The organism is Neisseria animaloris, assembly GCF_900637855.1.
Taxonomy (GTDB): domain Bacteria; phylum Pseudomonadota; class Gammaproteobacteria; order Burkholderiales; family Neisseriaceae; genus Neisseria; species Neisseria animaloris.
This window is the reverse complement of record NZ_LR134440.1, coordinates 1,622,544-1,647,824: the sequence shown is the minus strand read 5'-3', so window position 1 is coordinate 1,647,824 and position 25,281 is coordinate 1,622,544. Positions and strand designations below refer to the sequence as shown.

General features: G+C 44.2%; 30 protein-coding genes. 12 read left to right on the top strand and 18 right to left on the bottom strand.

The window, feature by feature from the left end:
• Positions 1-127: 127 nt before the first annotated feature.
• The gene (locus EL216_RS07680) at positions 128-658 is read right to left on the bottom strand and encodes a TrbM/KikA/MpfK family conjugal transfer protein (protein ID WP_085390706.1); all 531 of its coding nucleotides are present in this window, start codon (positions 656-658) and stop codon (positions 128-130) included.
• Between the two features lie 93 nt (positions 659-751).
• Positions 752-934 carry a hypothetical protein gene (locus tag EL216_RS07675; protein ID WP_085390704.1) on the bottom strand — a complete coding sequence of 61 codons (183 nt, stop codon included), beginning with the start codon at positions 932-934 and terminating at the stop codon, positions 752-754.
• 153 nt (positions 935-1,087) lie between these two features.
• On the opposite strand from EL216_RS07675, the gene EL216_RS07670 reads away from it, so the two are divergent.
• Positions 1,088-1,543 (top strand): hypothetical protein, encoded by a 456-nt coding sequence (locus EL216_RS07670; RefSeq protein WP_085390703.1) that lies wholly within the window; start codon positions 1,088-1,090, stop codon positions 1,541-1,543.
• Between the two features lies 1 nt (position 1,544).
• Here EL216_RS07670 and EL216_RS07665 read toward each other — a convergent pair whose 3' ends face one another.
• The 3 genes from EL216_RS07665 to EL216_RS07655 all read right to left on the bottom strand — a co-directional run bounded on the left by EL216_RS07665 (position 1,545) and on the right by EL216_RS07655 (position 3,587).
• Complete coding sequence (locus tag EL216_RS07665) at positions 1,545-1,847, bottom strand: hypothetical protein (RefSeq protein WP_085390701.1); 303 nt, start codon at positions 1,845-1,847, stop codon at positions 1,545-1,547.
• A gap of 449 nt (positions 1,848-2,296) precedes the next feature.
• Positions 2,297-2,623, bottom strand: coding sequence for a hypothetical protein (locus EL216_RS07660; protein WP_085390699.1), 327 nt, complete (start codon positions 2,621-2,623; stop codon positions 2,297-2,299).
• 313 nt (positions 2,624-2,936) lie between these two features.
• Positions 2,937-3,587: a LexA family protein gene (locus EL216_RS07655; protein ID WP_232005235.1), complete on the bottom strand. Its 651-nt coding sequence runs from the start codon at positions 3,585-3,587 to the stop codon at positions 2,937-2,939.
• Between the two features lie 94 nt (positions 3,588-3,681).
• Between EL216_RS07655 and EL216_RS07650 the strand changes: the two genes are divergently transcribed.
• The 4 genes from EL216_RS07650 to EL216_RS07635 all read left to right on the top strand — a co-directional run bounded on the left by EL216_RS07650 (position 3,682) and on the right by EL216_RS07635 (position 5,807).
• Positions 3,682-3,891, top strand: a complete 210-nt coding sequence (locus EL216_RS07650) for a Cro/CI family transcriptional regulator (RefSeq protein WP_232005234.1) — start codon at positions 3,682-3,684, stop codon at positions 3,889-3,891.
• A 16-nt stretch (positions 3,892-3,907) separates the two neighbouring features.
• Positions 3,908-4,705 carry a hypothetical protein gene (locus EL216_RS07645; protein WP_085390694.1) on the top strand — a complete coding sequence of 266 codons (798 nt, stop codon included), beginning with the start codon at positions 3,908-3,910 and terminating at the stop codon, positions 4,703-4,705.
• Between the two features lie 515 nt (positions 4,706-5,220).
• Positions 5,221-5,463 carry an AbrB/MazE/SpoVT family DNA-binding domain-containing protein gene (locus tag EL216_RS07640; RefSeq protein WP_085390692.1) on the top strand — a complete coding sequence of 81 codons (243 nt, stop codon included), beginning with the start codon at positions 5,221-5,223 and terminating at the stop codon, positions 5,461-5,463.
• Positions 5,460-5,807, top strand: coding sequence for a type II toxin-antitoxin system PemK/MazF family toxin (locus EL216_RS07635; protein ID WP_054600261.1), 348 nt, complete (start codon positions 5,460-5,462; stop codon positions 5,805-5,807). The genes EL216_RS07640 and EL216_RS07635 overlap by 4 nt, the downstream gene beginning before the upstream one ends.
• A gap of 44 nt (positions 5,808-5,851) precedes the next feature.
• Here EL216_RS07635 and EL216_RS07630 read toward each other — a convergent pair whose 3' ends face one another.
• Positions 5,852-6,325 carry a hypothetical protein gene (locus EL216_RS07630; RefSeq protein ID WP_085390691.1) on the bottom strand — a complete coding sequence of 158 codons (474 nt, stop codon included), beginning with the start codon at positions 6,323-6,325 and terminating at the stop codon, positions 5,852-5,854.
• A gap of 617 nt (positions 6,326-6,942) precedes the next feature.
• Between EL216_RS07630 and EL216_RS07620 the strand changes: the two genes are divergently transcribed.
• The 6 genes from EL216_RS07620 to EL216_RS07595 all read left to right on the top strand — a co-directional run bounded on the left by EL216_RS07620 (position 6,943) and on the right by EL216_RS07595 (position 9,874).
• Positions 6,943-7,344 (top strand): phosphoglycerate kinase, encoded by a 402-nt coding sequence (locus EL216_RS07620; protein ID WP_232005233.1) that lies wholly within the window; start codon positions 6,943-6,945, stop codon positions 7,342-7,344.
• A 65-nt stretch (positions 7,345-7,409) separates the two neighbouring features.
• Positions 7,410-8,192, top strand: a complete 783-nt coding sequence (locus EL216_RS07615) for an N-6 DNA methylase (protein WP_085390687.1) — start codon at positions 7,410-7,412, stop codon at positions 8,190-8,192.
• Between the two features lie 47 nt (positions 8,193-8,239).
• Positions 8,240-8,695: a hypothetical protein gene (locus EL216_RS07610; RefSeq protein WP_232005232.1), complete on the top strand. Its 456-nt coding sequence runs from the start codon at positions 8,240-8,242 to the stop codon at positions 8,693-8,695.
• Entirely contained in the window at positions 8,679-9,053 is a 375-nt protein-coding gene (locus EL216_RS07605) for a hypothetical protein (protein WP_085390685.1), read from the top strand. Before EL216_RS07610 ends, EL216_RS07605 begins: the two co-directional genes overlap by 17 nt.
• The gene (locus EL216_RS07600; RefSeq protein ID WP_085390683.1) at positions 9,046-9,591 is read left to right on the top strand and encodes a hypothetical protein; all 546 of its coding nucleotides are present in this window, start codon (positions 9,046-9,048) and stop codon (positions 9,589-9,591) included. Before EL216_RS07605 ends, EL216_RS07600 begins: the two co-directional genes overlap by 8 nt.
• A gap of 43 nt (positions 9,592-9,634) precedes the next feature.
• Positions 9,635-9,874 (top strand): hypothetical protein, encoded by a 240-nt coding sequence (locus EL216_RS07595; protein ID WP_085390681.1) that lies wholly within the window; start codon positions 9,635-9,637, stop codon positions 9,872-9,874.
• 31 nt (positions 9,875-9,905) lie between these two features.
• On the opposite strand, the gene EL216_RS07590 is transcribed toward EL216_RS07595, so the two are convergent.
• From EL216_RS07590 to EL216_RS11315, 3 genes are all read right to left on the bottom strand, one after another.
• Positions 9,906-10,784 (bottom strand): zeta toxin family protein, encoded by an 879-nt coding sequence (locus EL216_RS07590; protein WP_085390679.1) that lies wholly within the window; start codon positions 10,782-10,784, stop codon positions 9,906-9,908.
• Complete coding sequence (locus EL216_RS07585; protein WP_232005231.1) at positions 10,785-11,030, bottom strand: hypothetical protein; 246 nt, start codon at positions 11,028-11,030, stop codon at positions 10,785-10,787. It abuts the gene before it with no gap.
• Between the two features lie 81 nt (positions 11,031-11,111).
• Positions 11,112-11,309, bottom strand: coding sequence for a hypothetical protein (locus EL216_RS11315; RefSeq protein WP_232005230.1), 198 nt, complete (start codon positions 11,307-11,309; stop codon positions 11,112-11,114).
• 359 nt (positions 11,310-11,668) lie between these two features.
• Between EL216_RS11315 and EL216_RS11080 the strand changes: the two genes are divergently transcribed.
• Positions 11,669-11,809: a hypothetical protein gene (locus EL216_RS11080; RefSeq protein WP_158087731.1), complete on the top strand. Its 141-nt coding sequence runs from the start codon at positions 11,669-11,671 to the stop codon at positions 11,807-11,809.
• 206 nt (positions 11,810-12,015) lie between these two features.
• Here EL216_RS11080 and EL216_RS07575 read toward each other — a convergent pair whose 3' ends face one another.
• The 9 genes from EL216_RS07575 to tcmP all read right to left on the bottom strand — a co-directional run bounded on the left by EL216_RS07575 (position 12,016) and on the right by tcmP (position 25,265).
• Complete coding sequence (locus EL216_RS07575) at positions 12,016-13,083, bottom strand: relaxase/mobilization nuclease domain-containing protein (RefSeq protein WP_085390675.1); 1,068 nt, start codon at positions 13,081-13,083, stop codon at positions 12,016-12,018.
• A 21-nt stretch (positions 13,084-13,104) separates the two neighbouring features.
• Positions 13,105-13,626 (bottom strand): plasmid mobilization relaxosome protein MobC, encoded by a 522-nt coding sequence (gene mobC / locus EL216_RS07570; protein WP_085390745.1) that lies wholly within the window; start codon positions 13,624-13,626, stop codon positions 13,105-13,107.
• A gap of 77 nt (positions 13,627-13,703) precedes the next feature.
• Entirely contained in the window at positions 13,704-14,177 is a 474-nt protein-coding gene (locus EL216_RS07565; RefSeq protein ID WP_085390673.1) for a hypothetical protein, read from the bottom strand.
• 109 nt (positions 14,178-14,286) lie between these two features.
• A complete protein-coding gene (locus tag EL216_RS11310; RefSeq protein ID WP_232005228.1) occupies positions 14,287-17,688 on the bottom strand; it encodes an LPD7 domain-containing protein in 3,402 nt (1,133 codons plus the stop codon).
• 77 nt (positions 17,689-17,765) lie between these two features.
• Positions 17,766-20,009, bottom strand: coding sequence for a S8 family peptidase (locus tag EL216_RS07550; RefSeq protein ID WP_085390671.1), 2,244 nt, complete (start codon positions 20,007-20,009; stop codon positions 17,766-17,768).
• Positions 20,006-21,046, bottom strand: coding sequence for an ATP-binding protein (locus EL216_RS07545; protein ID WP_085390669.1), 1,041 nt, complete (start codon positions 21,044-21,046; stop codon positions 20,006-20,008). The genes EL216_RS07550 and EL216_RS07545 overlap by 4 nt, the downstream gene beginning before the upstream one ends.
• 241 nt (positions 21,047-21,287) lie before the next feature.
• Positions 21,288-23,312, bottom strand: a complete 2,025-nt coding sequence (locus EL216_RS07540) for a type IV secretory system conjugative DNA transfer family protein (protein WP_085390667.1) — start codon at positions 23,310-23,312, stop codon at positions 21,288-21,290.
• 60 nt (positions 23,313-23,372) lie between these two features.
• Positions 23,373-23,768, bottom strand: coding sequence for a single-stranded DNA-binding protein (locus tag EL216_RS07535; protein WP_085390665.1), 396 nt, complete (start codon positions 23,766-23,768; stop codon positions 23,373-23,375).
• 87 nt (positions 23,769-23,855) lie between these two features.
• The gene (tcmP, locus tag EL216_RS07530) at positions 23,856-25,265 is read right to left on the bottom strand and encodes a three-Cys-motif partner protein TcmP (protein ID WP_085390663.1); all 1,410 of its coding nucleotides are present in this window, start codon (positions 25,263-25,265) and stop codon (positions 23,856-23,858) included.
• Positions 25,266-25,281 lie beyond the last annotated feature (16 nt).

Genomic DNA, 25,281 nt, shown 5'->3' with positions numbered 1-25,281 from the left:
CACATTAAAAAACGCCTTAAATCAGGCGCGCTTTAGTCTGTAAAAAGACCGGCGGAGAATGCTAACTCCGCCGGTTGAAGTTGCTCCGGTAGGGTTGGATGGAGGAATGAAACCGGAGCCGAGTGAACTATTTCACATCTACCCAACGACCGCCTTCTTTTTCAGTGCCAACATATTTGACTTTGTCGCCGGTAGTCGTCCATTCGTGGTCGAAATATGCCCGGCAGTAACTGGGTTTTGAATTTTTGACGTATGAGATGTGTACCGTATCATACCAACCGTCTCGTCCACCTTTACCGTGAGGCACATATTTTTGGACGGTATAGGTTGATCTCATTACACGATTCAATTCGCTTGCATCACAACGGCCGGCACCGTTGACCAATGCGTTTACCAAATCAGGCATTTGCCCTTCATGGCTCGACGGACAAAGATTTAAGAAATCCTTACGCGCCTGCAAAGTTTTGTGTAAGCGTTTATGTTTGATGGAGAAATACCGCCTGATAGACGGTTCACATTCAGACGGCCTGTCTCCGCTGGATAAACATAAAACAGCTTCGCAGGCCAAGCGGGTATCACCCGTCAATACATCGGATGCCTGAGCAGGGAATGAAACAAAAGCGGCAACCGCCGCCGAAACTGCAAAAATTTTCTTCATTGACATGTCTCCGCAAGAAAAGGATAATCGCCATACCCCTATGGTTTTATCCCTTTTAAATTAAACAGGCCGCTTTGGAAACAAAGCGGTTTTTTATTGCCACTTCACAGCCTGGACTGTGTAGCCGGTTCCTTTTTCGGACTGCACGATATTGGCGCAGGCATCGGGATCGTTTCCCCGCATAAACAGATCAACCTGCTTTGACGCAGCCTCGAGCGAATCATAAGTGCCGATTACCGATACCGGCACAGGCTTACTGATTTGTATATTGAACATAGTCGTTCTCCTTTTACATAAAAAAGTTGGTAAATAAAAAAGGCCGTCTGAAAATCATGGTTTCAGACGGCCTTTACGGTAAGGCGGGCGTTTCAATGTCCGTGTTAAGATTGGATTTCCACGTCTTCTCTTTACACAAAACAGGAAACGCCCATGAACATTGAATGGATCAGCTTGATTCTGTCGCTGTCTGCAATCGTTTTAAGTTTTATCAACTACCGGCACAGAGTAAAGCCAAGCATAAGAATTGTTTCGGTAACAAAAGGTTTTCATGAAGACATAATCGTTATAGAAATGGAAAGGCTCAAGCACGGTTATCATTTTTACAGTATAAAAACAGCCTGTATGGAAAAATGTACGATTATCGACTACGGGCAAGGCATTTACAGTCCGAGAATCCCCGTCAATCTTCTGCCGAAGAAGAAAGAAAACTTAGGTTATTGGATAAACCCCAAGTCGTCTTCAGATGACGAATCCTGCCTTTTTTGGTTTGCCGTGTCCAAAACCAATAGAGACCGTTGGCTTCGCTTGAAATTCAAAAGCGTCTCATTTCCTTATAAATCAAGCTGCTCGATTCCCATAATAGAAGAAGAGGTTTTAATCGTATAACTTAACGCCAATAAACAAAATTATTGCTGCACAGGTAAGCAGTTTTGCCATATTCTCCGTTGAGCGGAAAGTCGATTTTTTTGTCCATGACCTCACAACGGTTTCTTTGCCGAAAAACCTCCCACTCTTTTTCATCATGCCATTCGTGCAGAGCAAAAATAACGAGGGAAATAATGGTAAGAAATACGGTAGTGGCGACAAGTCTGGACTCACCGGCCAAACGGTCGTCGATATAAGAGTTAAAAATAAGAAAAAGAACAAGGGCAACAACATACGATGAAAAATAAACCCAATCGTGAAACATCGACAGCTCCTTATAAATGCAGAAAAGCGGGCCTTTCACCCGCCCGAACCGGTATCGCGAGGTCTGTAAGCGTCTTCCCACCCCCTTTCGGCCGGAGCAGGTCGAACTCTCAAAGGCTGATTTATGCGTTAACGCCCTGCCACAGGCGAACTATGGTGTGCGAAAAAACATAACGGAGGCCACACCCGAGCCGCTTGCTGCATCCTCCCTGCCGAACGGGATTCAGCCCTAACCTTCGTTATGGTGAGGCCGTCTGAAAATCATCTTTCAGACGGCCTGCTGAAAATCAACCTAAACCATACTACCTCCTTATCCCAACATCCATAATACATAAAATAACCTTAGTTACTTTCCAAGCTGAATAGGTGTACAATACCCACACGGAAGCCCGCTTTAACAAACGGGCTTGGGTCTAGGTACAGACCTAAGACGGTGTACGAGACCGTCTTCTAAAGAGTGTGCGTCATCGGCACACTAAAAGGCTTAAAGCCCTGAATCTGCCCGTCAAGAGGCAGCCTCAAAAAATCAGTATGTAGTTTGGAGCTTGTCCGTAGATTATCGCTCCGCATCGGGGATACGCCCCGATTGTTAAATACGTTCAACAGCCGCCTGTTACCGGACGCCATTGCGCTACCCGGATGCGCGGCTTTTCTTTTGGTGGCGTGTTGAATGCCGCCAGCAACCGTTTGTGCTCCCACCGTTTCAGCGGTTTTGCTTACCCAAAGGCTCGAAGCCTTTTCTACGCCTGCCGCGTTGTTCCTGAGTGAAGCCCGCATTGGTTTTCAAATAAGGAACGGCACGGCTCCGAAGGCCGGTTGCTACGATTTCGAGTTGTTAAAGAACTATTCGGTATTACCCGTTGACTTAATTTTAAGATAACTTAAATTTAATCGCAAGAATTATTTTAAGAATACTTAAATTATAAACATATCTATCTGAAAAAAAAGGAAATTTGATAAATAAATAAGCCGCCTAAAGTGATTTAGACGGCTATAAAAGAATCAATATTTATGAATATGATAAAAAAGTGATTTTAAGTCATTGAAATTACAGAATTTAGATGGACATGGAATCTAATTGAAGTTAAATTCATCTTTTTCTTCGATAAATTCTATGCTCAACTAATATTCCGATGATCTGAATTTCTGCTTCATTTGAAGAGATAGTTGGGTAGTCAAGATTTAATGGCTGAAGACTGAACTGCCCAATATTGTCAATTTTATATTTTCTGAACAATACATCATCTCCAACTCGTGCTAATACAAACTCGCCAGGCTCGGGTTTCACAGCAATATCAATGAAAATAGTATCTCCTTCTAAAAACTCGTTAGCCATTGAATCGCCTTTTAAAGTAAAAGCGAATGTTGATTCTGAATTTTTCAGTTCACTCATGATGAAGTCTCCTGTTATTGGTATAAAAGGAGTTGCAACATCAAGATTTCTAATGTCATCGTAGCTCAAAAGAGGAATTTGTGTGGCGGTAATGCTTGAGATTAGTTTTGCGTTTGTAGTATCTCCTTCACCGCCTTTTAAAAGCCAACCAAAATCACAACCAAATAAAACTGACAACTCATATAAATTTTCAGCATTAGGTTTGGTTGTATTTGATTCCCACTGTGAGATAGCAACGTGGGATACATCCTTCAATTTTTTCGCCAAATCTTGTTGGGTCAAATTCATATCTTTTCTAAGTTTACGAATTCGCTCACCGATAGTTTTCATCTGCACAATCAAATCCAACTCTCAATTTTTCAAGGTTTAAGTTATCTTAACTGATGTTGATTTAAGTGTTCTTTATACATATAATTTAAGCAAACTTAAAAAAGAAAGTTCAATGATGCTTACGAAAGATGTTATCGACTTTTATGGAACTAAAATCGCGGTAGCAAGGGCGTTAGGTATTAGCCCTTCAGCAGTTACTCAGTGGAAAGAGATAGTCCCCGAAAAACAGGCATATCGCATTCAAAGGATGACGGGTGGTAAACTAAAAATAAATCCCCGTCTATATCAAGTACAAGAAGTCTTAAAAGCAAAGAAGCCGTAAACGAGAGTGGCTTTCCATGCTTATTTCAGAACTGCGCCCACTCCTAACCGAAAAATTCGTCCAAGTCTATGACGAGTTTATGCCTGTGTGCGCACATGATTTTCAGGCTGCATCGTTTCTTTCCAATCTGTTTTGGTGGAGCGACGTGGCCGATAAAGAGCCGAAGCGGTGCGGCTGGCTCTACAAGACCGCTGCGGATTTGAAGCAGGAACTCGGTCTAACACGGCGTGGCTATGAAAAGGTGCGCCGCACCCTGCTCAAGCTCGGCTTGGTGCAATACCGGCGTGGCGGTGTCCACGGCAGGATGCACTGGTATCTCAACCGCGAGGTTCTGTTGGCCAAAATCTACGAATTGCGGGGCATCCCCGTTCCCGAGGCGAACAGCCGTTATCAATACGACCGCGACAACTACCGCCTGCCGATGTTTATTCCGCTCGATTTGTGGCATAAGTATTTGGATATGCGTGCAGAGGCAGGAAAAAAAGCGGGTACGGGTGCAAAGAAAGCCGCCATCAAGCAACTGGCGGCACTCCACAATCAAAATCTCGATCTTCGCCCGATTATGGAGATGGCCATTCTCAAAGGCTGGCTGGGTTTTTTCCCGCCCAACCAAAAACAAACCGGTAGGCCGTCTGAAAGCGATCTGAAAGCACAGGAAGAACGCACGCGACGAGAATACGAGGCAGCTGCAAAAGAGCGGCAGCGCGATGAACAGGCGAAGCGGAAGCCGGACAAATCGCCGCCGGAAAATTCGGCAGATTATCAGGCGATACAGAAATATCTAGGCAAAGGCGGTATGAAATCAGGCAAATAAGACCTGATGGTGTACCGCGTCTTACTATTACCCAAATGTCTTAAATAAATGGTTTTCACCCTGCTTTTGAGCGATTCAAAGGCATTTTGATACGGTCGATGCACTGCATTGACCGTTTTTTTATGCTTTTTTCGTAAATTCGGGTATTGAGGCCGTCTGAAACAGGTGCTGTCCGTTTTCAGACGGCCTTTTCTATTTCTGAAATTTTTTGAATTAAATCATATCTTTGTACATATTGTACAAAGTACACTGTACATATCAGCCAAAGTTCTTTGTACGCTAAGGACAATATCTATACAGAGAACACATCAGAGACCACTTACAGATATTAATAAGGCCATTCGGCCTGATGATTTTTTGTGCAATTCTTTTTTTGTTTTGGAAATAGCCGTTTAAAGTGTTTAGCAGGTGGGATATTCACGTTTTTTGTGGATAAGTTGGTTTGGGAAGGCATATTTTTGACACCCAAATCCAAAGTATCTACAATGTAGATACATATCAATGGGAGTATCAGTATGAAGTTACAAAAATGGGGAAACAGCGCGGCAGTGCGCTTTCCCAAAGAGATTATCAGCCAGCTCGGTTTGCAAATTGGTGATGAACTGCAAACCGAAGTCAGAGGGCAAACGATCGTGATTAAGGCAGTGAAACGGCCACGATATAAGCTGTCGGAATTGCTGTCAGAGATGCAAGGTGATACCTCTCGTGTTGAAGGGTGGGAAGAAATGCCGGATGTTGGCAAGGAGATTGCCGAATGACGTATATCCCGGAAAAAGGCGATATTATTCATCTCCGATTTGACCCGGCATCAGGAAAGGAAATGCAGGGAGATCATTTTGCTTTGGTGGTATCGGCCAAAGCATTTAACAAAGCGATGGGACTGGTTTTTGCCTGTCCCATTTCACAAGGCAAAGCCGAAGCCGCTAGGGGAATGCTTTCCAGCCTGCTCGGAGCCGGAACCCATACTCAAGGTAATATTCATTGCCACCAGCTCAAATCACTGGATTGGAAGGCACGAAAAGCAGCATTGAAAGAGAAGGTTCCCGATTATGTGGTGCAAGATGTATTATCCCGCATTGAGGCTATTTTGGAACTTGATTGAAAAATGGTGATTTGAGGCCGTCTGAAAAAATCAGACGGCCTTATTTACATCAATTTTTTCGCATCAACGTCAGAAGGGTTAAATTTAAATTTTCGAGGCTCACCCGGCAGAGTTTCAGAGGATTCTGAATTAGCCTCATTTGTTGGCTTAAGATTACCAGCTTTTTTTTCAGTTTGTTGCGCTACATCTAATTGAGATTTTCGCACTTCTTCTTGCTGCTGATTTTGTGCCGAGAAATCCTCGATTATCTCCGGTTTTGCCGAAGATGCCTGACTAGGAAATTTCGGGTTCTGCTGCACAGATTTTTTTTCATCAGTTTCTGTCCGGCTACGGATAAACCAGTTTAACGTTGTCATTCCCACTGTAACGTCATTCATCTTCAAAAAATCTAGTATTTGCTGCTGAGTGTAACCTTGAGATTTAAGCAGCAGAATATCTTCTCGGTATGGTTCCAGCTTTGAGCACCTACCTTTTTTCTGATGAGCTTGAATAAATTCGGCTGCTGATATTTTCGGCATGCTAATCCTATCCAATGATTATCTAAATTAATCTAATAAAGTCTATATTTATCGACAAATATACCAATTAATATCTATTTCTGTCTAGCTAAATATCTAATAAATACCAAAAAACATCTAACGTATATCTATTATTATCTAATTAGTATCTACATAAAACTATTTATAACTAATGCAATCTAAAGTTGCAAACGTTACTATCCAAGTCCACGCGTACCTCACCCCTGCTAAAAACGAAAAACTTCCCCAATAAACCCATTTTCAAACTAGACGCAGGATAGGCAGCAGGTGCCAAAAACACCGCTAAACGGTGTATTCCGCCAAAGGCGGAAACGCCGCAAGCGGCTGTCCCGTAAACAACCATCGGGGGCGGTCGCCGCCGTGTTGTCTCCTGATGTCTAAATTTCAAAGCGCAAAAAGTCCAGACCAAGACAAGTGTCTTTGCACGTCTTCCACCTTTTCCACCACGCCGCTAGGGGCGCACCGGACAAAGATGAAAGACGCACAAAGCCAGTCTGGACTTTTTGCGCTTTGAAATTTTTAACGACATCACAACACGGCGGCGACCGCCCCCGATGGTTGTGTGTTGTTAATTATTTCGCATGAAAGGAATGACTATGGGATTGGACATGTACGGCTACACCATGCGTGCCGAGTTTGCGGGCGACCGACAAACCGATGTGATGCCGAAAACCGATGAAGAGCGCGAGCAAGCGCAGCTAACCGACATAGCCTACTGGCGTAAATTCAACCACCTGCACGGGTGGATGGAAAACCTGTATCGCGAAAAAGGCGGGCAAGACGAAGTGTTTAACTGCCGAACGGTAAGGCTGGAGTTAGAGGACTTGGAACGCTTAGAACAGGCGTTAGACAACAACGAACTGGAATATACACCGGGCCTTTTCTTCGGCGGCGAGGAGGTATACCCCGAAGATATAGAGGATACCAAGAAATTTATTGCAGCCGCCCGCGAAGCCATAGCAAACGGCTTGGCAGTCTTTTATGACAGTTGGTGGTAATCGTTAAACCCTGTTTCAGACAGCCTGTTGAGGCCGTCTGAACAACACAACGGAGATTAAGCGGTATGGCCGACATCAATAAAGAGATTGTCAGACTGTTTCAGTCGTTTGGTACAACCTATCGGGTTGCGGATTTATTCAGGGATTTTATTGAAGTAACCGCTATTGTATTGATTAACCAATACGCATTTGACGATAAGTGGGAAAAAAGAGAGAACCGTTACCACGAAATCCGCAAACAGTATGCGGAAAGCGATTTTAAGCGGTTTTCTGAAATATTAGGCGTATTGATTGTTGAAATCCATAACCATAGAGAACAGGGCTTATTTGCCGATATTTTAGGCTGCCTGTATATGGATTTAGGTTTGGGCAACCCAAACAGCGGGCAATATTTTACGCCTTACAACATCAGCAAACTGATGGCGGCCATTGTTAATCAGGATTTGGCCGAAAAGCTGAAAACCGAGCCATTTGTAAGCGTTTTAGAGCCTACCTGCGGAAGCGGGGCGAACGTGATTGCTTTCGCCGAAAACGTCCGTTCACTTGGCTACACACCTGCACAGCACATGGCCGCTATCAGAATTGATATTGATGCCTTGTGCGTTTGGATGTGTTTTATCCAATGCCAGCTTTACCGTATCCCCGCCAAAATCGTGCATGGCAACAGTTTGACGAACGAATTTTGGGCGGCTTGGTGTACTGCCAATTGGATACTCGGCGGCTTTGGACAGGCAATGGCGGACAGAATATCCGCCGCCAAGAAAGAAGCAGCAGAAAGCACAGAAAATCCGATTACGGTAATTCCGCAGCGCATGTTTACGCTTGAGGAACAGCTTGTTTTATTTTGAACGTTTCAGACGGCTTTAAGTGGCCGTCTGAAAGAAAGGAAATTTCTATGAAATACCATTTTCAGTATGGACATGCAGACACGCGCGAGATAGTTATTTTTTTAGATGAAGCAGCATTAAAAGACAACATATGGGCTGATGATGATGGGGATATACGGGTTTATAAGGATTTAACGGTTACGTTCGATATAGACCGCTATTTACGGCTGATACAGCTTTTGAAACCCTTGAAAGAAATTGATGCCGGATTTGGACGGGTGCAGATGACCGCGGATATTGACAGTAAGAGCGCGGCCGAGACTTACAAAATACGCGGCACATTTACAGAAGTTTATTACAAGGGAGATTTGAATCTTGATGCGAGATGGTGGTGCGATGGAGCTTTGATTGATTTTGGCGTTTATCTAAATATGCCGAATCAGTTTTATACCGACCCTACGGCATGGTTTGAGCAGGAAATAGCAGACAAAGGCATTAAAAATCATTATGAAAGCGGGGTATGAAATGATGTTTTGGGATGATGTGGCAGACGATTTCGACCATTGGGTTCACTTGTTGGAACAACTTGGCGGATACAGTTTTATCAACTTCGAGCAGGATGTTTGGGAGATGGCGCGGGAGTATAAAGAACCGCCGCATATAGGCGACATCCGCCAGCATCTGCTACTGGAGCGGCTCAGACAAACCATAGAAGGGCGTTACTGGTTTTTACCTGTGGAATATAGCATTAATGCAATGGATACACACCTATATGTCAACGGATACAGCGTTGCCACCTTATCCGATTTTGACAGAGCGTTAGGGGGATATTGTAGGGAAAACGACGTAACGATTACTGAAAAAGGAGATAAACATGAATGAAGTAAAAAACTGTGTAGAGAATACGGTGTCTCTGTTTGAAAAACTCGAACCGCATGAAATGCGTGAAGTTTTTATGGCTTTATGGAGGAACACCGACCGCCTGAATGCAGCTTTGACAGTAGACGACTGCATAGAAATTTTTGCTTCGTCCTTAAAAGGCAGTTCGGATTTTACTTACGATTTACTGGCGCAAACATGTGCGGATTACAGTGTCGGCACGATGACGGAAACATTTGCATTATTGCCCCGCGCAACGTATGACAAGCTGTTTTCAGACTGCCTGAAAGGGGATTTTCCACCCAATACAAGGCTAGACACAGTAGCCTTAACTAATCTGCTGATGCTGGAAAATGTCTCCAATGTGGAGGCCAGTATAAGAAATGGTTGTATAAGAGCAACACATTTTATAGGTTCTGATGGAAAATTTATCTATGATACAGGGATTGATGATGAAGATAATCTATGGGAAATTGACGAATTTAGAGAAGCCTACCCTAAAACTTGGTGGACAATCGAGCAAGTAATCTTTAATTTTTGATATAGCAGGCCGTCTGAAAGAGACGGTTTCAGACGGCCTGAATATGGCAGATGGGAAACCCGTTTGTCAAAATCCAGCCCGCAGCAGCCCCGTTCCCGGCTTCGTACCTCCGCCCGAAACGTCCCCACGCCCCCAAGCCGGACTTGACCATGCCGACCGCTCCGGCACCTGCGGCAACCTACGCAACCGGCAAGCCCAAGCCCGACTTGCCCCCTCCTGCGGGAGGATTATTGTTATTACCATTACTTCTTTGTTGAAACATATGTTGAAACATATGAAGTGAAGAAAGCTGCCTGTAAAGGTTCTGGCAGCTTTCAACGTTCAGGTAATGAAGGATTCCTCTCTTTAATTTGGGCTAACAAACTCCCATACAGATTAATCCGTGCCTGCATCTGTTCGGCAGGCGAAAGCCCTTTGATTACGGCTTCGCCCGTCTGTATTACTTGCTTTTGGGCAGGGGATAAAAGATGGGTGTTCTTTTGGAAATCCTCCCGAATTTTCCCGAGTTCCCGCTCATTGCGGTGTAATTCATAATCGATAGCTGTGCCGGGCATCTGCCCTACATGGATACGGTCATCAAAAACCAAGCCGTCTCTGTTATACACCCTGAAATGATCAGCCTTCCCTGATAAAAAAACGGTATCCGCATTTTTCGGCAGCAATTCCACCACCAAATCATGATGCGCTTTATCGGTGTATCGGGGCATTTCGCCTAACAATTCCATTTGTTCGTATCGCTCGAGTGTGCTTTGCCAGCTCACTTCTGCCGGTGTAGTTTGGATATAGACGGCCGTTTCATAACCGTGGCGGCGCATATCATCTAAGGTTTTCATCGGCACGTCGGCTGTGCGAAAAGTACCCTCGACACTCACGTTATATCCTTCAGCAAGAGCCTTTGCTATAACCCTTTCTGTCATCATTCCTGAAAAAGCGGCCGTATATTTGGGAGCATCCTTGCCATATTGAGCCTGAATATCGTCAAAATCAGGATGGTAGCGGCGGAACTCGTCACCGTTGATAACCAAAAGATTGCGGTTGAGTTCGGCCCTGATTTTTTGAACCAAGTTGGATTTGCCCGCCCCGGGTTGCCCACCCAATACAAAACCTTTGGGCAAAGAAGAAGGACGGACTTGTGTTTCAGACACCAAGCCGTCCCAAATCATTTCAAACGCAGCATCTTCTTGCTTTGTCATCTATGCAGCAGCCTCCAATTGAGGCTTCGGTAATATTGAATATTTCTGATAAAGCGCATTGCATTCATCCGCTATCGCCTGAAAATCAATATTTTCGGGAACGGAATCATAAAGGAAGCTGCGTATTTCCACGATCCTTTGCTGATCTGCCGTCCGATTTTCCGTGCGCGGGGTTTTGCGGGCAATCAATGCCTGCACAGACGCTACACGTTCGATCAGTGCGTCTTTTTGCATCAAGGTACACATGGTTTGCCGTTTCTTTCTCTGTAATTCAGTTTAGGCATTATATCACACAGATACCTAATCAACTGAAAACAAAATGATTTATCAAATCGTGAAATGGGGTAATGATAAACGCAAAAAGCCCCGCCGCCATACAAATAATGTATGGTGGCGGGGCTTAAAAAACTCAGCGACAAGAAGGCTGAATTTTACGGTAACTAAAGCTAAACGGTCTTTAGTGGTCAGAGTGTCCATCGGCGCAGTCAGATCGCGGGCATCACCGTTTTCGTAATAGTTAATCATAAATGCGGCAACCTTAAGCTCGCGTTCTTCTGTGTCTCCCTGCTCGCAAACGGCCAACGACGTTTTTCATGCTCAATTTCAGAGCATTTATTAAGTGACTAGAAGCGTTATCTACGATATGGCTAACAATAAATAATATTTAGTCAGCTGTTTCATCTTCACAATTCACAGTTAAATTCAAAAAATAAAAGTGATTATCAATATTTATAGAATCATAACCATATGTTTTTATTAAGATTAAAAATATATCTATATATTTACTTTTTCAATTAAATAATATAAACTATGTAATAGTACATATTAAGATTAATATGTACATTGTGTCTTTAACATATTACTTTAATCAAGGAGAATCAATTATGAAAAAAACTTCTGCAGTTGTTTTGAGCTTGATGTTGTTAATGACTACAGCAGTAGCAGAAGCTCGTGGTTTCAAATGTACCCAATGGAGTCATTCTGGACCTTTTGCAGTATGTAAACATTGGATCTTTGTTTGGTAATTTTTGAAGTAAAGTACAATTAATTGCATTGCCGTAATTTCCATTTTATGAAAATCATTTAGATAATCTCTAAATTCAAAGTAAAGCCGCCTAGAATATAATTCTAGGCGGCTGTTAGTATTTCTATTTTACACACTCCTATGCCTACAGCAAAACAAATAAACTTGCCAAAGAAAAATTAGGTCTCTATAGCTGCCCCATATGTACTATGAACGTGATATGTTTCTATTTTGAGTATTTTTCTCATATTCTGCTAATTGCCGCTTCCGCTTATCGTGTGCAGACTGAATCCCCTTAACGGTGTCGTACTGGTTTTGCGCTTTGGTATCAAACGATTGCCCGGCCACTTCTTTTGCCAGTTTGCTGATGATGCGGGCTTCTGTTTTATGCCCCATCTTGTACAGTTCTTTGGCTATTTGGCTGTATTGCTCCAGGATAATACCGCGCGTCTGTATGGTTTCTTTTAGATACGGATGCTTGGGGCGGTCACTATTTTTCAGGGCTTCCATCAATTCGACGGCCTGTTGTCTTGCCACATTGGATAGCACACCACGTTGCCGCATGGCACGCAGCAGGCTGTTTTCCGGCTTTTGGACTTTGCCCCGGTGTATGCGCTTGGTAGCCGCGCACATTACGCCTTCTTCGCGTAACTTTTCCGCAAAACGGACGCGCCACTCGAATAAATCCGCTTTACGAGGATTGAGCCGCTGCCCGAACTCGTCGCGCATCAACACGCATAAATGGACGTGGGGGTGTTTAGGCTCGTCGGGATCGTGGCTGTCGTGGTGCAGGCCGAACACATATTGATGCCCGGCAAACTGTTCGGCGGCGAAGTTGCGGGCGGCATTCAACACCGCGTCCGGCGGTGTGCCTTCGGGCATGGACAGCACAATATTGAGTGCTTCCTTATGTTTGCTCTCTTTGGGGATGCCGAGTTTCCGCCAGTCGTCTGAAAAATCCATGACTACACGTTTGCCGATCAGCTTTTCGCCGGATTGTGTCTCCAGCGGCACTTCGCCATTACGCGATACATAATCCAAATGGTTGCGTACACCGCGCATACCTTTGGAGTTGTTACTGAGCCGCTTTGGGATTTTAACCATCACTTCGGGATGTTTAAGTGCGGCGGCCCGCAAGTTGGCCAAACCGCTGCCGGGCTTCAACGGCTTGGCGTTGCTGCGGCGGCTACTGCCGAAATACAGCCCGCCGTCTTTTTTGGCTTTGACGGCACGGGTTTTATAGCCTAAAAACCAATCGTCTATTTTTCGGTGCATCGATCTACGCTCCTTAATGGCTTACTCGCGCTTGCGGCGGCGGTTGGTTTGCAGCACATGGTTTACCCTGACGACGTGGGCATCAATGAACTTTTTCAGTTCCGTAATCTGTTGGCTGCTCAAAGATACGTTTTCGCCCGCATTCAAACGGCGGGCGATTTGGTTGAGGTTTCTGCCTATCATGACCAACTGGTAGTTGGACTGCGACAGCACATCGGCTTCAAATGCCGACAAAATCGGATGATGCGAGATATGGGATTGGATAATATCTCTGACGACATCGTTAATGGAGCCGCGACGTGTCTCCGCTGCCGCCTCAAGATAAGCACGGTCTTTATCCGGTAGGCGCAGGGTGATGCGCTTTTTACATTTGGGCGGCGGCAGTTGTACCGGATCGGGTTCGGCGGCTGCTTCTAACTCCGCCTGCAACAGTTTTTTGGCCAACAAAGACACACTAGCCTTCCCGAAACGTTTAAAAGCGACTTCACGCAATGCGTTAATTTCTGCATCGGACAAACCGTACACATCAAATTTTTTCGGCATAGACAAACCTTTAATGGGCATCATCTTAAAAAGCCTGCCCTTCAGAAGGGCAGGCTTTCAGGCGAATTGTTTATGAATCACCGCTCAATACCGGTTTCAGCTTGACGCTCCGCCGTAACCTCATATTTATTTGCGACTGCCTGCGTTTGCGAACGGTAAAAATTAATCCGTGCCTGTAACTGCACGTCGGCAGGCCGGCCGGCGATGGTTTTTTCCAACGCATGTTCCAAAACGGTGCGGTGCTGTTTATCCGCTGCGGACAAAGTGGCCGTCTGCATCAGGTATAGGTGCTTAAGTACATTCAAGCTGCCTTGCGTACTTTGCTCCGACATACCATTGGAAAAAGCCGTCTGAGCTATTTCAGACGGCTTTTTCCAACGGTTCATGGTCGCTTGTCCGTTGCGCTTGTCGTTAAGCGGTTGGCCATTTGCAGACTGCACATCGTCGAAATGCGCCTGTAATTTGTTGTCAAAAGCAGTCTGCTTTTTGGTCAAAGACTGCTGTAAAACCTCCATGCGTTTACTGCCGGCGGGTTTGCTTTCGTTCTCCATGCACTTTCTCCGAAACAAAATAAGCCCGAACTGTGGTGTCCGGGCTGTACGGTTCAAATGTGAATATGGCCGTCTGAATTTCAGACGGCCTTATCTCAAAGGAGCAGCATTAACGCTCGATTTCCATTTCTTTACCTTGCGAACGTTCATGCTGTTGGTTGCGTTCGGTTGTTTGGTTGGTCGGCGATTGCTGATGGGCTGGCTGCTTAATCGGCTTGGGCAGTTTCAGCTTGGAACCGCTCATCTGTTTGGCCGTATTCTCGTAATAGTTGGTCAGTGCCAATGTGCGGGCATCACCTTTCAGGCCGCGGATAGTGTCTAGAACATTTCGCTCGTGCCATTGCAGGTGCTGTTTGTTCGCTTTAGACAACTTGGCTGCCTTATCCGCGTAAACCGCTTTGGCCGACAGATAGTTCGTTTCCAAAGCAGCCGTTTTCATACGGTTGGCCTGTACGACCACTTCGGAGCGGATTTCGGATTGTCCGACGGCTTGCAACGGCACACCGAGCTGTGTGTCGGCGGCATGGGAAGAATTGATCGTGGCATCAGACGGCAACTCATTCTGCGCCATCATCTTATCTGCCTTCGACAGCATCTCCACGTCGGGCTTTGTGGACACCTTTTCCGGCTCGCCTTTAGCCGGCGTTTCTTTCTCCTTCTGCTGCCGGTTGTCTTGCACAATCTCCATTCTGAAAAGATTGCGCTCGACTTCTTTTTTCTCAGTGCCGGTGACTTTCCCGTTTTCGTCGCGCACGTTTACCTCAATCTCGACGGGCTGTTTGCCTAATTTGTGCAAATGGATGCGGTCTCCGACTTCGGCTCCGCTGCGCGCCATTGCATCGGGAATATCCACGCCCCACACGGTGCGCTCCTTGCCTTCTTTTTCCAACACGATATAAGGGCTAAGCTGCTCATTGGGGTTATGGCGGTAATGTGCCGTGCCCACATCCACAATCCGTTCGCCCACTTCTGCGGCCGCTGCGGTTTTGGTCGCTGCACCCGCTTGGGTTTCAGACGGCCTTTGCCGTTTATCGCCGGGGTAAGGCGCGGGTGCGACTTTTTCCGCTTTCGGTTCAACAGCGGGTGCACGTTCGGGCTGCGGTTCGATGGCATTCAGTGACCGCTCTTGGCGCATCCGCTCCAATAAGGCCAAGTCTTCTGGTTTGGGGCGGTATCCGGTGGTGCGGATACCCCGGCTTTCCGCCGCCACATACATCATGGATTTAAACTCTTGGCTGCCGCTGATTTTGATGCTGTCCCAGCCTTTCTCTTTGGCCACCTCGAGCATATCGTTGATGGTTTGCATATCAGTCTTGGCGGTACTGATTTTTTTACCCGCATCCGTGAACATCACGGTAGTGTGGTTGGCTGCCGACAAATACTTGCCACCGGCAACAACGTAACGGCTCTCGATACCTACCGGCGGGATACGGTAATTCAGATCGGTTACGGGCTTTTTGACGGTTGCAGCTTCCGGCTCCGGTACGCCGTCGGTCTTTTCTGCTTGGTCGGGTTCGGATGTTTGCTCGGGCGCATTGCCCGGTAATGGGGATTCCCACCCGTCAGCAGTTTTGCTGAACGGCACCAATTCACCGTCATGGGTTAAACCTTCATATCCGTAAATATCTCCGGCCTTGTCCAAATCGGCTTGGATTTCCTGCGGGGTATTTCGCAAATATTGGATATTGGTGCGCGGATCGAACATTTCGTAATGACGAAAGTCACCTTCATAAAAAACTCGCTCGCTTTCACCCGTTGCAGTTTGGGTGGTAGTGCGGCCGCTGCCGTAAACATGATCGGGGTTCACGCCCTGATAGGGTTCGGGTTCTTTCGCCGGTCTCTGCGCAGCGTATTCGATGGTGTTGTCCGGCAGGGAGGTGTTTTCAGACGGCTGTTCCGCAACGGCTTTGTCGGTCTGAAAATCTGCACCGTTCAAAGCAGTTTCCCGTTCCTGCTGCCACGTCTGCACACGTTCGATCAAGTCATCCAAAATCTGTGAGGCCGTTTTTTCATGGTCGGCAACCGACATCTCGTATTTTTGGGAGAGCCTGCCCCCGCCTCGTATTTGGCTAAATTCAATCTCCACAGGCCCGCCTTCCCGTGCGTTGGCCGTCAGATGGATGCCCCATTCTGTTTTTCCGGCATGCAGATAGCTGCCATCGGCTTTCATGTAGGGTTCGGGGACGGTGTCGAAAAAGCCGTCCGCACCGGTGTAGGCCGTATCTAGTTCGGCTTTCATCTCTCGGATAAGGTCCCTGCCGTTGAAAGGGGTGTCGGTCGAACCGTTCATTTCCTGCTCCTGTTGCTGTAAAAAAGAAGCCGCCGGAAGTTCGGCGGTTTGGTTTGGCGGTGCAGCCGTCGGTGCGGGGCGACCGGACAGCCGCGCTTCTTCGGACACCACGGCCGCCCACTCTTCGTCGCTGAAGGCGGGTGCGGTGGCGCGTGTCGGCTCGGCTTGCAGCGTGGCAGTCGGTGCCGTTTCAGGCCGTCTGAAAACCGATTCCATTTTTTCACGCACGGCTTCGATACCGGCCAAATAGTGCAAGTCGTTAAAATCGCTCGGCAGCTTGGGACGGCCTTTGTCGTCAGTGCCGTTCTCCATCTGATACCGGCGGATTTGCGCCATCGTAAATTCAGGTTCGACTACTTGGGCGCGGTCTCCGAAATATGCCGCTGCCTGTAAAGCCTTTTTGATACCTGTCTGACTGGCATCGTTATCTACCGCAAACACAACCGGTACATCTTTGGGCAGGTTTTGGGCAAGCCGCTCCGATATTTCGGGCATATTGCCCGCATTGAATGCCACGATTACGGTTTTACCCGTGGCTTGGTGGATACTTGCGGCCGTTGCGAAACCTTCGGCGATAACGATACCGTTTTGCGTGTTGGCGGCATCGCCCACCACCGCAAAGCCGCCTTGTACTTGGCCGTCGGCAAAAAACCGCTTGCCGCCGTCTTGGTTGATGGATTGCAAATTCACGATTTCACGGTTGAAATACACCGGTACCAACAGATTATTGTCGCCCTGATACATGTTTTGGCGCAGCCCGGCGATAGCGGCTGCATCCGTAATGCCTTTGTCTGCCAAATAGGGATGGCTGATGTCAGCGGGTGTAGCACCCGCCCAAATCCGTTGGGCGAGATGTTTTACTTGTTCCCGGCGTTCAGCACGGGCTTGTTCCACAGCCAAACGGACTGCTTCCCGTTCGGCCTTAATCCTTGCCTGCTCTTCGGCTGACGGCGGCGTGTAAGGTTTGTCGGGGCGGTAGCCGTTGGCGCGGGCGTGATAAAACAGAGAGCCAATGTGTACCAGCCCGGGTTTGAATGATTTCCAAGCTACTTTAGCATCACGGGCATTATAGTTATCCGCTCCTTGAGACCAGTTGTCCCACAGATTAAAACCTTCCTCTCCCAGCTCGTCTTTCAGTGCCGCGCCAACCTGTATCCAAGTATCACGATCGTGTGAATCGATATAAGTTAGTGCATTACGGATATCGTCGTAGTTGCTCATAATGTATTCTCCAAAAAAAATCGCCGTCTGAAAACTTCAGACGGCCTATGAGGAATTTGAATCGGGGCTTATAAATATTACTCAAATACAATTTCTTCATTGAGCTTATTGTAAATTTCAACTTGAGTTTCTACCTGTAACTCGGTTACCAGCCACCCCCTCAATGATGCCTGATTAATAAACTCTCCAATCCTATTGACGCCTTTGAGTTCTTTTAATGTTACAACTACACCAAAGCGTATTCCCTCTCCATCTCTTTTTTTGAGGCGTTCAATGGTTTTAACGCTCATTCCCCATTGTGGGTTGGATGTATTGAGAATAGATTTTGCTTTCTTCCTTGGCGTAAAAGGCTCGCAAATATGCTTGGTATTATCCCATTTTCTAAAAATAGCTCGTGCGGATTCTTCCCTGATATAACCGGGAGCATCATCGAAATGTTGTCTATCATCATTAATCGCTCTTATCCCTTTGTGACCCAATCTACCAAATGTTATATTCAATTCTGTATTAGTATAATCTACCCCTTGATTGCGTGAACATCTAGGGAAATAACACATTGTAACTTTCGCAACATAAGGATATTTGCCATCCGATATCGGGACTGGGAAATTATAATTATAAGAATCGTATTTTTCCGAAACATCTGAAACAATAAACTTAATTTCATCGTCTGGGCTGGAAAGAATATCTTCCATTTTGATCGGGACCACCCCATTACCGATCAAAATCATTTCTTCAAACGATCGTTTAGAATTCCAACCTATTGCGGAATCAATTAACAATGCTTTTGCCTCTTCACGTTTTAGGCCCATAATATAAATCAAATATGCTAACTTCCTAGCGACAAGAGGGGCTGCGTAACTAGTTCCTGCAACTCTTGCTGAACCCAATGGTTCACATACGTTAATAAAGTCTCCATTCCCACCGCCATAATAGGCAATGTCAGGTTTTGTAAAAAATGACAATACAATACCTTGTCGGGAATAATTAGCTGGTTTATCTTTAAAATCAACTGAATTGACGATTAGTGAATTTAATGAATCAGCAGGAGAACCAATCTTCGTACGCTGTCCATTTTTTATTGTTCCGTTCGTACCCGCGATAACAAAAATAACATCATTTTCAAATTGGATTTCATCTAAGGTAGCAGCTTCAGCAGAAATAAAATTGGCTTTTATCTCATCATTAGATCCAAGTGATAAATTCCAAACTTTAATATCGCTATTTTGTGAAACGATTTCTTTAATCTGTTTAACAATGTTAAACGAATTAAATCCACTATGCAGAGATACACCAAAATGACGAACTTTAAACCGACCACAACCATCATCAAGATGTTTGTTTAAGTTAGGGGCATCTACGATTAATGACGATACCGCTGTCCCGTGTTTATAATCAGCTGGTATTTTACGGATTTCATCAGATATTAAATCATGATATTCAACCCATTCACTAAAATAGACCCTACTGTCAAACAATGTGTCAATAACACCGATAATTGGCTCGTTTTTAGGAGAAGGGATAGGTATTTCCACCTGCTCTTCCATTGCCAGAAATTCTTCCGGTGATAGTGATGAGAAGTTCTCAACAGCCATTGAAACCAGATAGGGGATTCTTGAAAGGACTATTTCAACATTTTTTTCATCAAGCAAGGCAGTAGTACTGTCTAATACATTGGCATTTGATACATCTATGTCGACCTTCCCCAAGAGATCATGAATATCAGTTTTAACATCATAAAATGTAATGATGGAATTTTTCAGATTTTGCTTTTCCGCTACTTCAATATCAAATTTTTCAACATAACAGGAATCTTTCAGATATTGCTTAAAAGTATTTTTTTTAAAAGGATACTCATCATATCGTAAATCATCGAATACTTTTGAGTCATTAAAAACCTCAGCAGTTAATTCGCCATTTGGAAATGATTGCTGGAATAATGCAATAATCTGGCTAGAAATAGAAATAGTTTTATCTAAAGTATCTCTAGAAATATAATGGGTGATTATATGTTTTGTTTTTTCCGAATTGAATTTCGCACCGACTACCGTATGAGTTGGTTCAAAATTATTACCACCATTTAGATAGCCGTTTATACGGTTACTTTTAGCAATAATCCGATCATAGTAAACACTAACTAAAACTCCCTCTATTATTTTATTGTCCCCCCACGTTTCCTTTACCTTTATTAATGATTCATGAAGCTCCTTAAGTCTAGATAATTTTACTATTAAATTATTAGATAGTTTGGGTGGCCCCATTTGTCCATTACGCTTTTCTTGAGTAAATTTATTTCCCCTCAATGTCAGAATACTATTCATTTTTTGTCCTCATTTAATTCTCTTGACACACTACTTTTAGATATTCCAGTTAGCATTTCAATCTCACGCACTGTAAATTGCAAATCACTCAATTGGTTAACTGTCAATGTTTTTCCTTTATGCATGCTTTTTAGAAGACGTTTCAAATAATCATATGGATCATTGGAATCACTGAAAGCTAATGACGTTCTAATAAGATTTTTTAACTCTCCGGGATTTGGAATACTTTTAGTACTTTTTATAATTTTCTTGAAAAGACGTATATCTTTTGCTGCATGTTTGAATTGTTTTAGTAGATGATTAAGAATTACTTCAGCAACTTCAATTCTGTCATCTTCCGAATACCTATCGAAATCAATTGTCGCATCAAAACGTCTAACTAAAGCTTTGTCTAAATTTGAAAACAAATTTGTAGTAGCGATAATTAGAGCATCAGGATTCAAATTATCTAAGGCTTTTAGAAATGTCGAGGTAACACGTCCCATCTCTCGAATATCATTTTGGTTAATGCGATCTAATGCAATCGTATCTATCTCATCGAAAAGAATAATGTAGTTCTTTAAAAATGGCAGCTTGTTGATTTCACCAAAAACGTCTGTCAGATTTTTAGCAGTTTGCCCCAGTTTACTGTCTACCAAATGGCTAAAGTCTACCATCAGTAATTCTCTATTAAGCAATCTCGCAATCTGTTTTGCACTTTCTGTTTTGCCTGTACCTGGAGAGCCAACAAATAAAAATTTATTAATCCCAATGTTATGATTTACTGCATTAATTATTCCTTTTAAATCGTTTGTAATAGTTGTGGGCAATGGTAGTGGAGCAGTATCTAATTTAACAGACACAAGACTGTCACTATGGTCACCATTTTGAGGAACAAATCTATCTGATTGGGATATTAATCCCATAACATATTGTGCAAGTTGTGAATCGCCTGCTTTATCGAAACTACGCGCAATTGAAATTGCTTGATTTCGAAATTCAGCTTCTTTGTTCTCAAAATGATATTTGATTAAATCCAGTACATCAGCTTTTTTCATATGATATTTCCTCTCTTTTTGAATTATACGACATATCTGGGACAAATTGAATCTACTTAGGGACAATTTTTATTAATAACTACCTAACTGAAGGTCACAATAGCTTGATATTGGCTAATTGAAACGCATTTACTAGTATGAATAGAGTATTAGTAAAATGAAGAATATATAAGTTAGGTTGCGATTTTCATTGCAATAAATTAGACGGCTTCTTATGGTCAGTCCTTGATACAAACCTAAATTAAGCCGCTGCCGGCTTGTCGTCTGTTGAGGTGTTCTTCAGGATTTCAGAAACGATACCAAAACGTCCTTCACCCCAATTTTGGATGATTACCGGTACTAATTTTTCCACAAACTCCAGCTTGCTGTCCGGTGGAATCAGTGCCGTAATCAGTGCACGGGCAATCTCTTCGTTGTTGGCCGCGTCTCCCCATTTGAAGCTCGCCATATCTTCGGGTGAAACATAATCAGGTGTAACCACTTGTGGCGGTTGCTTCCGAGTAAGGGTGACTTGCAATTCAGGCACATGGGGAACCGGTAAATTGGCACGCTCACGCAAAATCGGGTCTTCGTGGTAAATGATTTTGTCGGCATAGATAGGCCGGATACCGGTCATGTTGATAATCACATCACTATCGGGCATGATTTTGAGTTCGTCGGGATTCATGACCGCGCGTTTTTGATCGCTCACACTGTTACTGCTGCTACTGCTGTTTTTGCCACGGGAACGCGACGACGACTTAGCTTTGTAGGTGTAGTAACCAATCAGCTTACTGAGTTCTTCAGCTTCATCCTGCTCACGCGGGGCAAACACCAAGCGGCAGGTGAAGTTACTGAAAAACGTTTGACGGCCGGTTCTGCCGTAAACCTTCTCAACTTGTCCGGGTGTCTGAAATACAATGGTTGGGCGGATACCGTAACCGGCCAAGTAACCGACACCTTCTTCGATAGCTGGGATGCGGCCGAGTGCCGTAAATTCATCCAACATCAAAAGGCACTGGTATTTAAGCTCCTTATTGTCTTTCGGCAGCCCTTGCCGCACGTTGACATCGCACAATTGGCTGAAAAACAGATTCAGTAGCGTGCCGTAAACTTTGATTTCTTCCGGCGAAATGCCTAAATAAATCGTGGTGAGTTCACGGCGCACATTATCCAGGTAAAAATCATCGCCGCCGGTGGCCGCTTCAACCGCAGGGTCAAGAAAAATCGCCAGCGGCGCGGTCATGGTGGACAAAACATCACCGCCGGTCTTTGCGTTACCATTAGCGAAGCCCATCAACAGTGTTCGGCAGTTACTGCTGAGTTGTGTTGTCTCCGGCTGCGCTGCCCGCAATTCAAACTCTGCCCGTATCCACTCTTGCAGTGTTTTGCCGTCGGTTGGCGTGGTAAGGCGGAACAGGTTGGCCATCGTGGTTTTGTTTTCCGGCTGGCTTAAATCCCGCTCCTGTTCGGTCTCGATCATATAAAGCAACAGGCCGACAAACAGTTTTTGCGCTTCTTGTTGGAAAAACTTTGCGCTACCGCGGTCTTCGGTTGGTAACGGGTAAAATACCGCGGCCACCGCCAGCGCATCCTTGTAGGTATTAATCGGGTTTCGGCGCACATAAGTCAGCGGATTCCACCGGTGACTGATCAACGGTGCAGATGGATCGCGATCATGATAGGGCATGGTGCCCGAAGGATTGAAGAAAAACACCTTGTGGCCGCAGCGGGCACGGAATCCTGCCGTGATCAGGAAGTTTTCTTTTTTTGGGTCATTGACGGCCATGCTGTGTCTATAATGTAAACAGTTAGGGACAACAAAGCCGACACCCTTACCGCCACGGGTACGCGCGGCCAAATACACAAATCCGTCGTTTGCCCACCGCAGGTATTCGCCTTGATACTTGCCCACCAGTAAATCGGGCGGGTCTGAATCTTCAAAATCGTTTCTCAACAGCCCAGTCTTCTTTATTTCCCGAAGGTTGGCAAAACGCGCCGAGCCGTGCAGTTCTTTTTTCGGGCGGGAAAACACTGTTGTCAACACTACAACTAAAACAAAAACCGGCAGGATAGCTGCGGCAATAGAAGAAACATACAGCCACAAAATCATGTTTTCAGGTAATTGTTCTATATGCTGCCAATATTTGATAAGCAAAGATACCGACGGTTCGGTTTTTAATCCTAACCATTGTGTATAAATCATCGCTCCGACATACAAACCGCCTAAGACGGCCACGGCCATCACAAGGCTGAATAATAGAGCCGCTACCAAATATTTCTTCATATTGGAACTCCAAAGCAAAGGCCGTCTGAAATTTCAGACGGCCTGAAAAACAACCTCAGCTTACATCATGTCGTAAATGCCACCATTCTGCGAGACATCATTACCGGATTGTGTATGACGGTTTGCAGTATGGATAATCTGCATTTCGTTGGCGATTACTTCAGTTACGTTGCGTTCGATACCGTTTGAATCGGTATATGGGCGCGTCCGCAATTTACCGTACACCTGTATGCAATCGCCTTTTTTCATATACTGGCAGACGACTTCGGCGTGACGGCCGTATAGCAAGACAGGGAACCATTCGACGTGTTCCTTCAATTCTTTTGTTTTTTTATCTGTCCATTTTTCGGCTACGGCAACAGTGATTTTGGTTGTAGGCGTTCCGTCGGGCATGTAACGTAACACTGGGTCTTTGGCCAAGTTGCCCATTACTTCGATTTTGTTTATATTTGGCATCCTTCAATATCTCCTACATTGCAAGTTAAAATAATAGGCCACCTTTCTCAGATTGGAAGTGGCCTTAATGTTCAGTTGGTAGTACGTTTACGGTAGAAAATTTATTGGTCGGTTAGGGTTAAGCATTAAAGAATCATCAGGATTGAGTTTCTTAACAGAATTTTTTCTAATAGTCCCATTTTTATTGCAAACAATAAAATTCTTATCTGCCGTTAATTTTGATATGGCTTGGTGGGTATCTGATTCAGTTCCCGTTGAACGGGAAGTCAGTCTATTTGTCAACTGAGAGATAGTCTCAGATCTTCTGTACCCTTGTGAATATACTTCTCTCGCCAAAAAGTCCATAATATTAGAAATTGACTCTTGTTTACTATCTTGAGAAAAATTAAATCTTTGTGAAGGGGTGTAATCATTATCTAAATTTACATCATATCCTAAATTAAATATGCCAGGAGTTAAGTCATGAAAACAAAAATTTGCATATTTATAATGTAAATGCTTCATATTATCATGTGCCCTAAATTGATTTGATAAGTGTACAAGCCAATAAGATAATACCTTCTCATTATTTTTTTGCTCAGGAGAAATATAAAACAGGGTAGCAAATTTTGCTTGAGATTGTGTTTTTATAGCATTACCTAACAAGCTTTGAACGCTTCTATACCCATGCCTCTTATCAGATTTCATCATTTGAGTAATGCGTTCTATTGGTATATGGTTTAATAAACCTATATTTCCTAAAGCTGTTCTGTTGCCTTTTGTATCTGATAAATAGTTTATTAGGGTAGTAAAATTAAAATTGACAATCACTTCTACATTGTCATATTTGGTAAATATTTTAGCCAGACCGCTGTAATCCACATCTTTATAAGCATATTGATCAAGAAATAACAGTATTCTTTTCTTAGGAAAACGTTCTAGTGTTGGAATTAAAGACTTATAAAAAAAATCTTTGTACTCCCTTACAGCTGGAGAATAAATAATATTATCTTCATGCTGTACATTAGCATTTTTTTTAAACTCTCCTAATTCATATGTAAGACTATCAATAGCAGATTGATCGTTATCAAGAAAAATATATTCAGCATGCACCCTACGAGTCTTTTCTCTACCTTGATTTATAGAAACTCTCGCAGCCTCTACTGCATACAAGATCGATATAGGGGAGCCGTAATGAAATGAGCGACCTGTTTGCATAAGAAGATTTTCGTCTGACATATATTTTCCACCGCCAGCAAAAGCATCTACAAATGTAAAAGACATTTCGGGGATTATCTGCTTATACATTAGTGTTTCAATGTACCAAGTAACATAATCCGAAATCAATTCGTGTTTTACTATGCTATGTTTATTTAATTCAGGATATTTACCTTGCCTAAACTCATTCCATGAATATTTGCTTTTTTTCTTTGTTGTCTTACGTTTTGAGTTATTTCTCTTATCGTTTATTTCCAATTCGGGAAATAACTCATCTGTGTTATGGTAGTTGTTTGGCATATTTGTTCTATGTAAA

Excerpts from the sequence above, each read along its gene's own strand:
- EL216_RS07680 (WP_085390706.1), bottom strand. The coding sequence starts at position 658 with ATGAAGAAAATTTTTGCAGTTTCGGCGGCGGTTGCCGCTTTTGTTTCA.
- EL216_RS07675 (WP_085390704.1), bottom strand. The coding sequence starts at position 934 with ATGTTCAATATACAAATCAGTAAGCCTGTGCCGGTATCGGTAATCGGC.
- EL216_RS07670 (WP_085390703.1), top strand. The coding sequence starts at position 1,088 with ATGAACATTGAATGGATCAGCTTGATTCTGTCGCTGTCTGCAATCGTT.
- EL216_RS07665 (WP_085390701.1), bottom strand. The coding sequence starts at position 1,847 with ATGTTTCACGATTGGGTTTATTTTTCATCGTATGTTGTTGCCCTTGTT.
- EL216_RS07660 (WP_085390699.1), bottom strand. The coding sequence starts at position 2,623 with ATGCGGGCTTCACTCAGGAACAACGCGGCAGGCGTAGAAAAGGCTTCG.
- EL216_RS07650 (WP_232005234.1), top strand. The coding sequence starts at position 3,682 with ATGATGCTTACGAAAGATGTTATCGACTTTTATGGAACTAAAATCGCG.
- EL216_RS07645 (WP_085390694.1), top strand. The coding sequence starts at position 3,908 with ATGCTTATTTCAGAACTGCGCCCACTCCTAACCGAAAAATTCGTCCAA.
- EL216_RS07640 (WP_085390692.1), top strand. The coding sequence starts at position 5,221 with ATGAAGTTACAAAAATGGGGAAACAGCGCGGCAGTGCGCTTTCCCAAA.
- EL216_RS07635 (WP_054600261.1), top strand. The coding sequence starts at position 5,460 with ATGACGTATATCCCGGAAAAAGGCGATATTATTCATCTCCGATTTGAC.
- EL216_RS07630 (WP_085390691.1), bottom strand. The coding sequence starts at position 6,325 with ATGCCGAAAATATCAGCAGCCGAATTTATTCAAGCTCATCAGAAAAAA.
- EL216_RS07620 (WP_232005233.1), top strand. The coding sequence starts at position 6,943 with ATGGGATTGGACATGTACGGCTACACCATGCGTGCCGAGTTTGCGGGC.
- EL216_RS07615 (WP_085390687.1), top strand. The coding sequence starts at position 7,410 with ATGGCCGACATCAATAAAGAGATTGTCAGACTGTTTCAGTCGTTTGGT.
- EL216_RS07610 (WP_232005232.1), top strand. The coding sequence starts at position 8,240 with ATGAAATACCATTTTCAGTATGGACATGCAGACACGCGCGAGATAGTT.
- EL216_RS07605 (WP_085390685.1), top strand. The coding sequence starts at position 8,679 with ATGAAAGCGGGGTATGAAATGATGTTTTGGGATGATGTGGCAGACGAT.
- EL216_RS07600 (WP_085390683.1), top strand. The coding sequence starts at position 9,046 with ATGAATGAAGTAAAAAACTGTGTAGAGAATACGGTGTCTCTGTTTGAA.
- EL216_RS07595 (WP_085390681.1), top strand. The coding sequence starts at position 9,635 with ATGGCAGATGGGAAACCCGTTTGTCAAAATCCAGCCCGCAGCAGCCCC.
- EL216_RS07590 (WP_085390679.1), bottom strand. The coding sequence starts at position 10,784 with ATGACAAAGCAAGAAGATGCTGCGTTTGAAATGATTTGGGACGGCTTG.
- EL216_RS07585 (WP_232005231.1), bottom strand. The coding sequence starts at position 11,030 with ATGTGTACCTTGATGCAAAAAGACGCACTGATCGAACGTGTAGCGTCT.
- EL216_RS11315 (WP_232005230.1), bottom strand. The coding sequence starts at position 11,309 with ATGATTAACTATTACGAAAACGGTGATGCCCGCGATCTGACTGCGCCG.
- EL216_RS11080 (WP_158087731.1), top strand. The coding sequence starts at position 11,669 with ATGAAAAAAACTTCTGCAGTTGTTTTGAGCTTGATGTTGTTAATGACT.
- EL216_RS07575 (WP_085390675.1), bottom strand. The coding sequence starts at position 13,083 with ATGCACCGAAAAATAGACGATTGGTTTTTAGGCTATAAAACCCGTGCC.
- mobC (WP_085390745.1), bottom strand. The coding sequence starts at position 13,626 with ATGCCGAAAAAATTTGATGTGTACGGTTTGTCCGATGCAGAAATTAAC.
- EL216_RS07565 (WP_085390673.1), bottom strand. The coding sequence starts at position 14,177 with ATGGAGAACGAAAGCAAACCCGCCGGCAGTAAACGCATGGAGGTTTTA.
- EL216_RS11310 (WP_232005228.1), bottom strand. The coding sequence starts at position 17,688 with ATGAGCAACTACGACGATATCCGTAATGCACTAACTTATATCGATTCA.
- EL216_RS07550 (WP_085390671.1), bottom strand. The coding sequence starts at position 20,009 with ATGAATAGTATTCTGACATTGAGGGGAAATAAATTTACTCAAGAAAAG.
- EL216_RS07545 (WP_085390669.1), bottom strand. The coding sequence starts at position 21,046 with ATGAAAAAAGCTGATGTACTGGATTTAATCAAATATCATTTTGAGAAC.
- EL216_RS07540 (WP_085390667.1), bottom strand. The coding sequence starts at position 23,312 with ATGAAGAAATATTTGGTAGCGGCTCTATTATTCAGCCTTGTGATGGCC.
- EL216_RS07535 (WP_085390665.1), bottom strand. The coding sequence starts at position 23,768 with ATGCCAAATATAAACAAAATCGAAGTAATGGGCAACTTGGCCAAAGAC.
- tcmP (WP_085390663.1), bottom strand. The coding sequence starts at position 25,265 with ATGCCAAACAACTACCATAACACAGATGAGTTATTTCCCGAATTGGAA.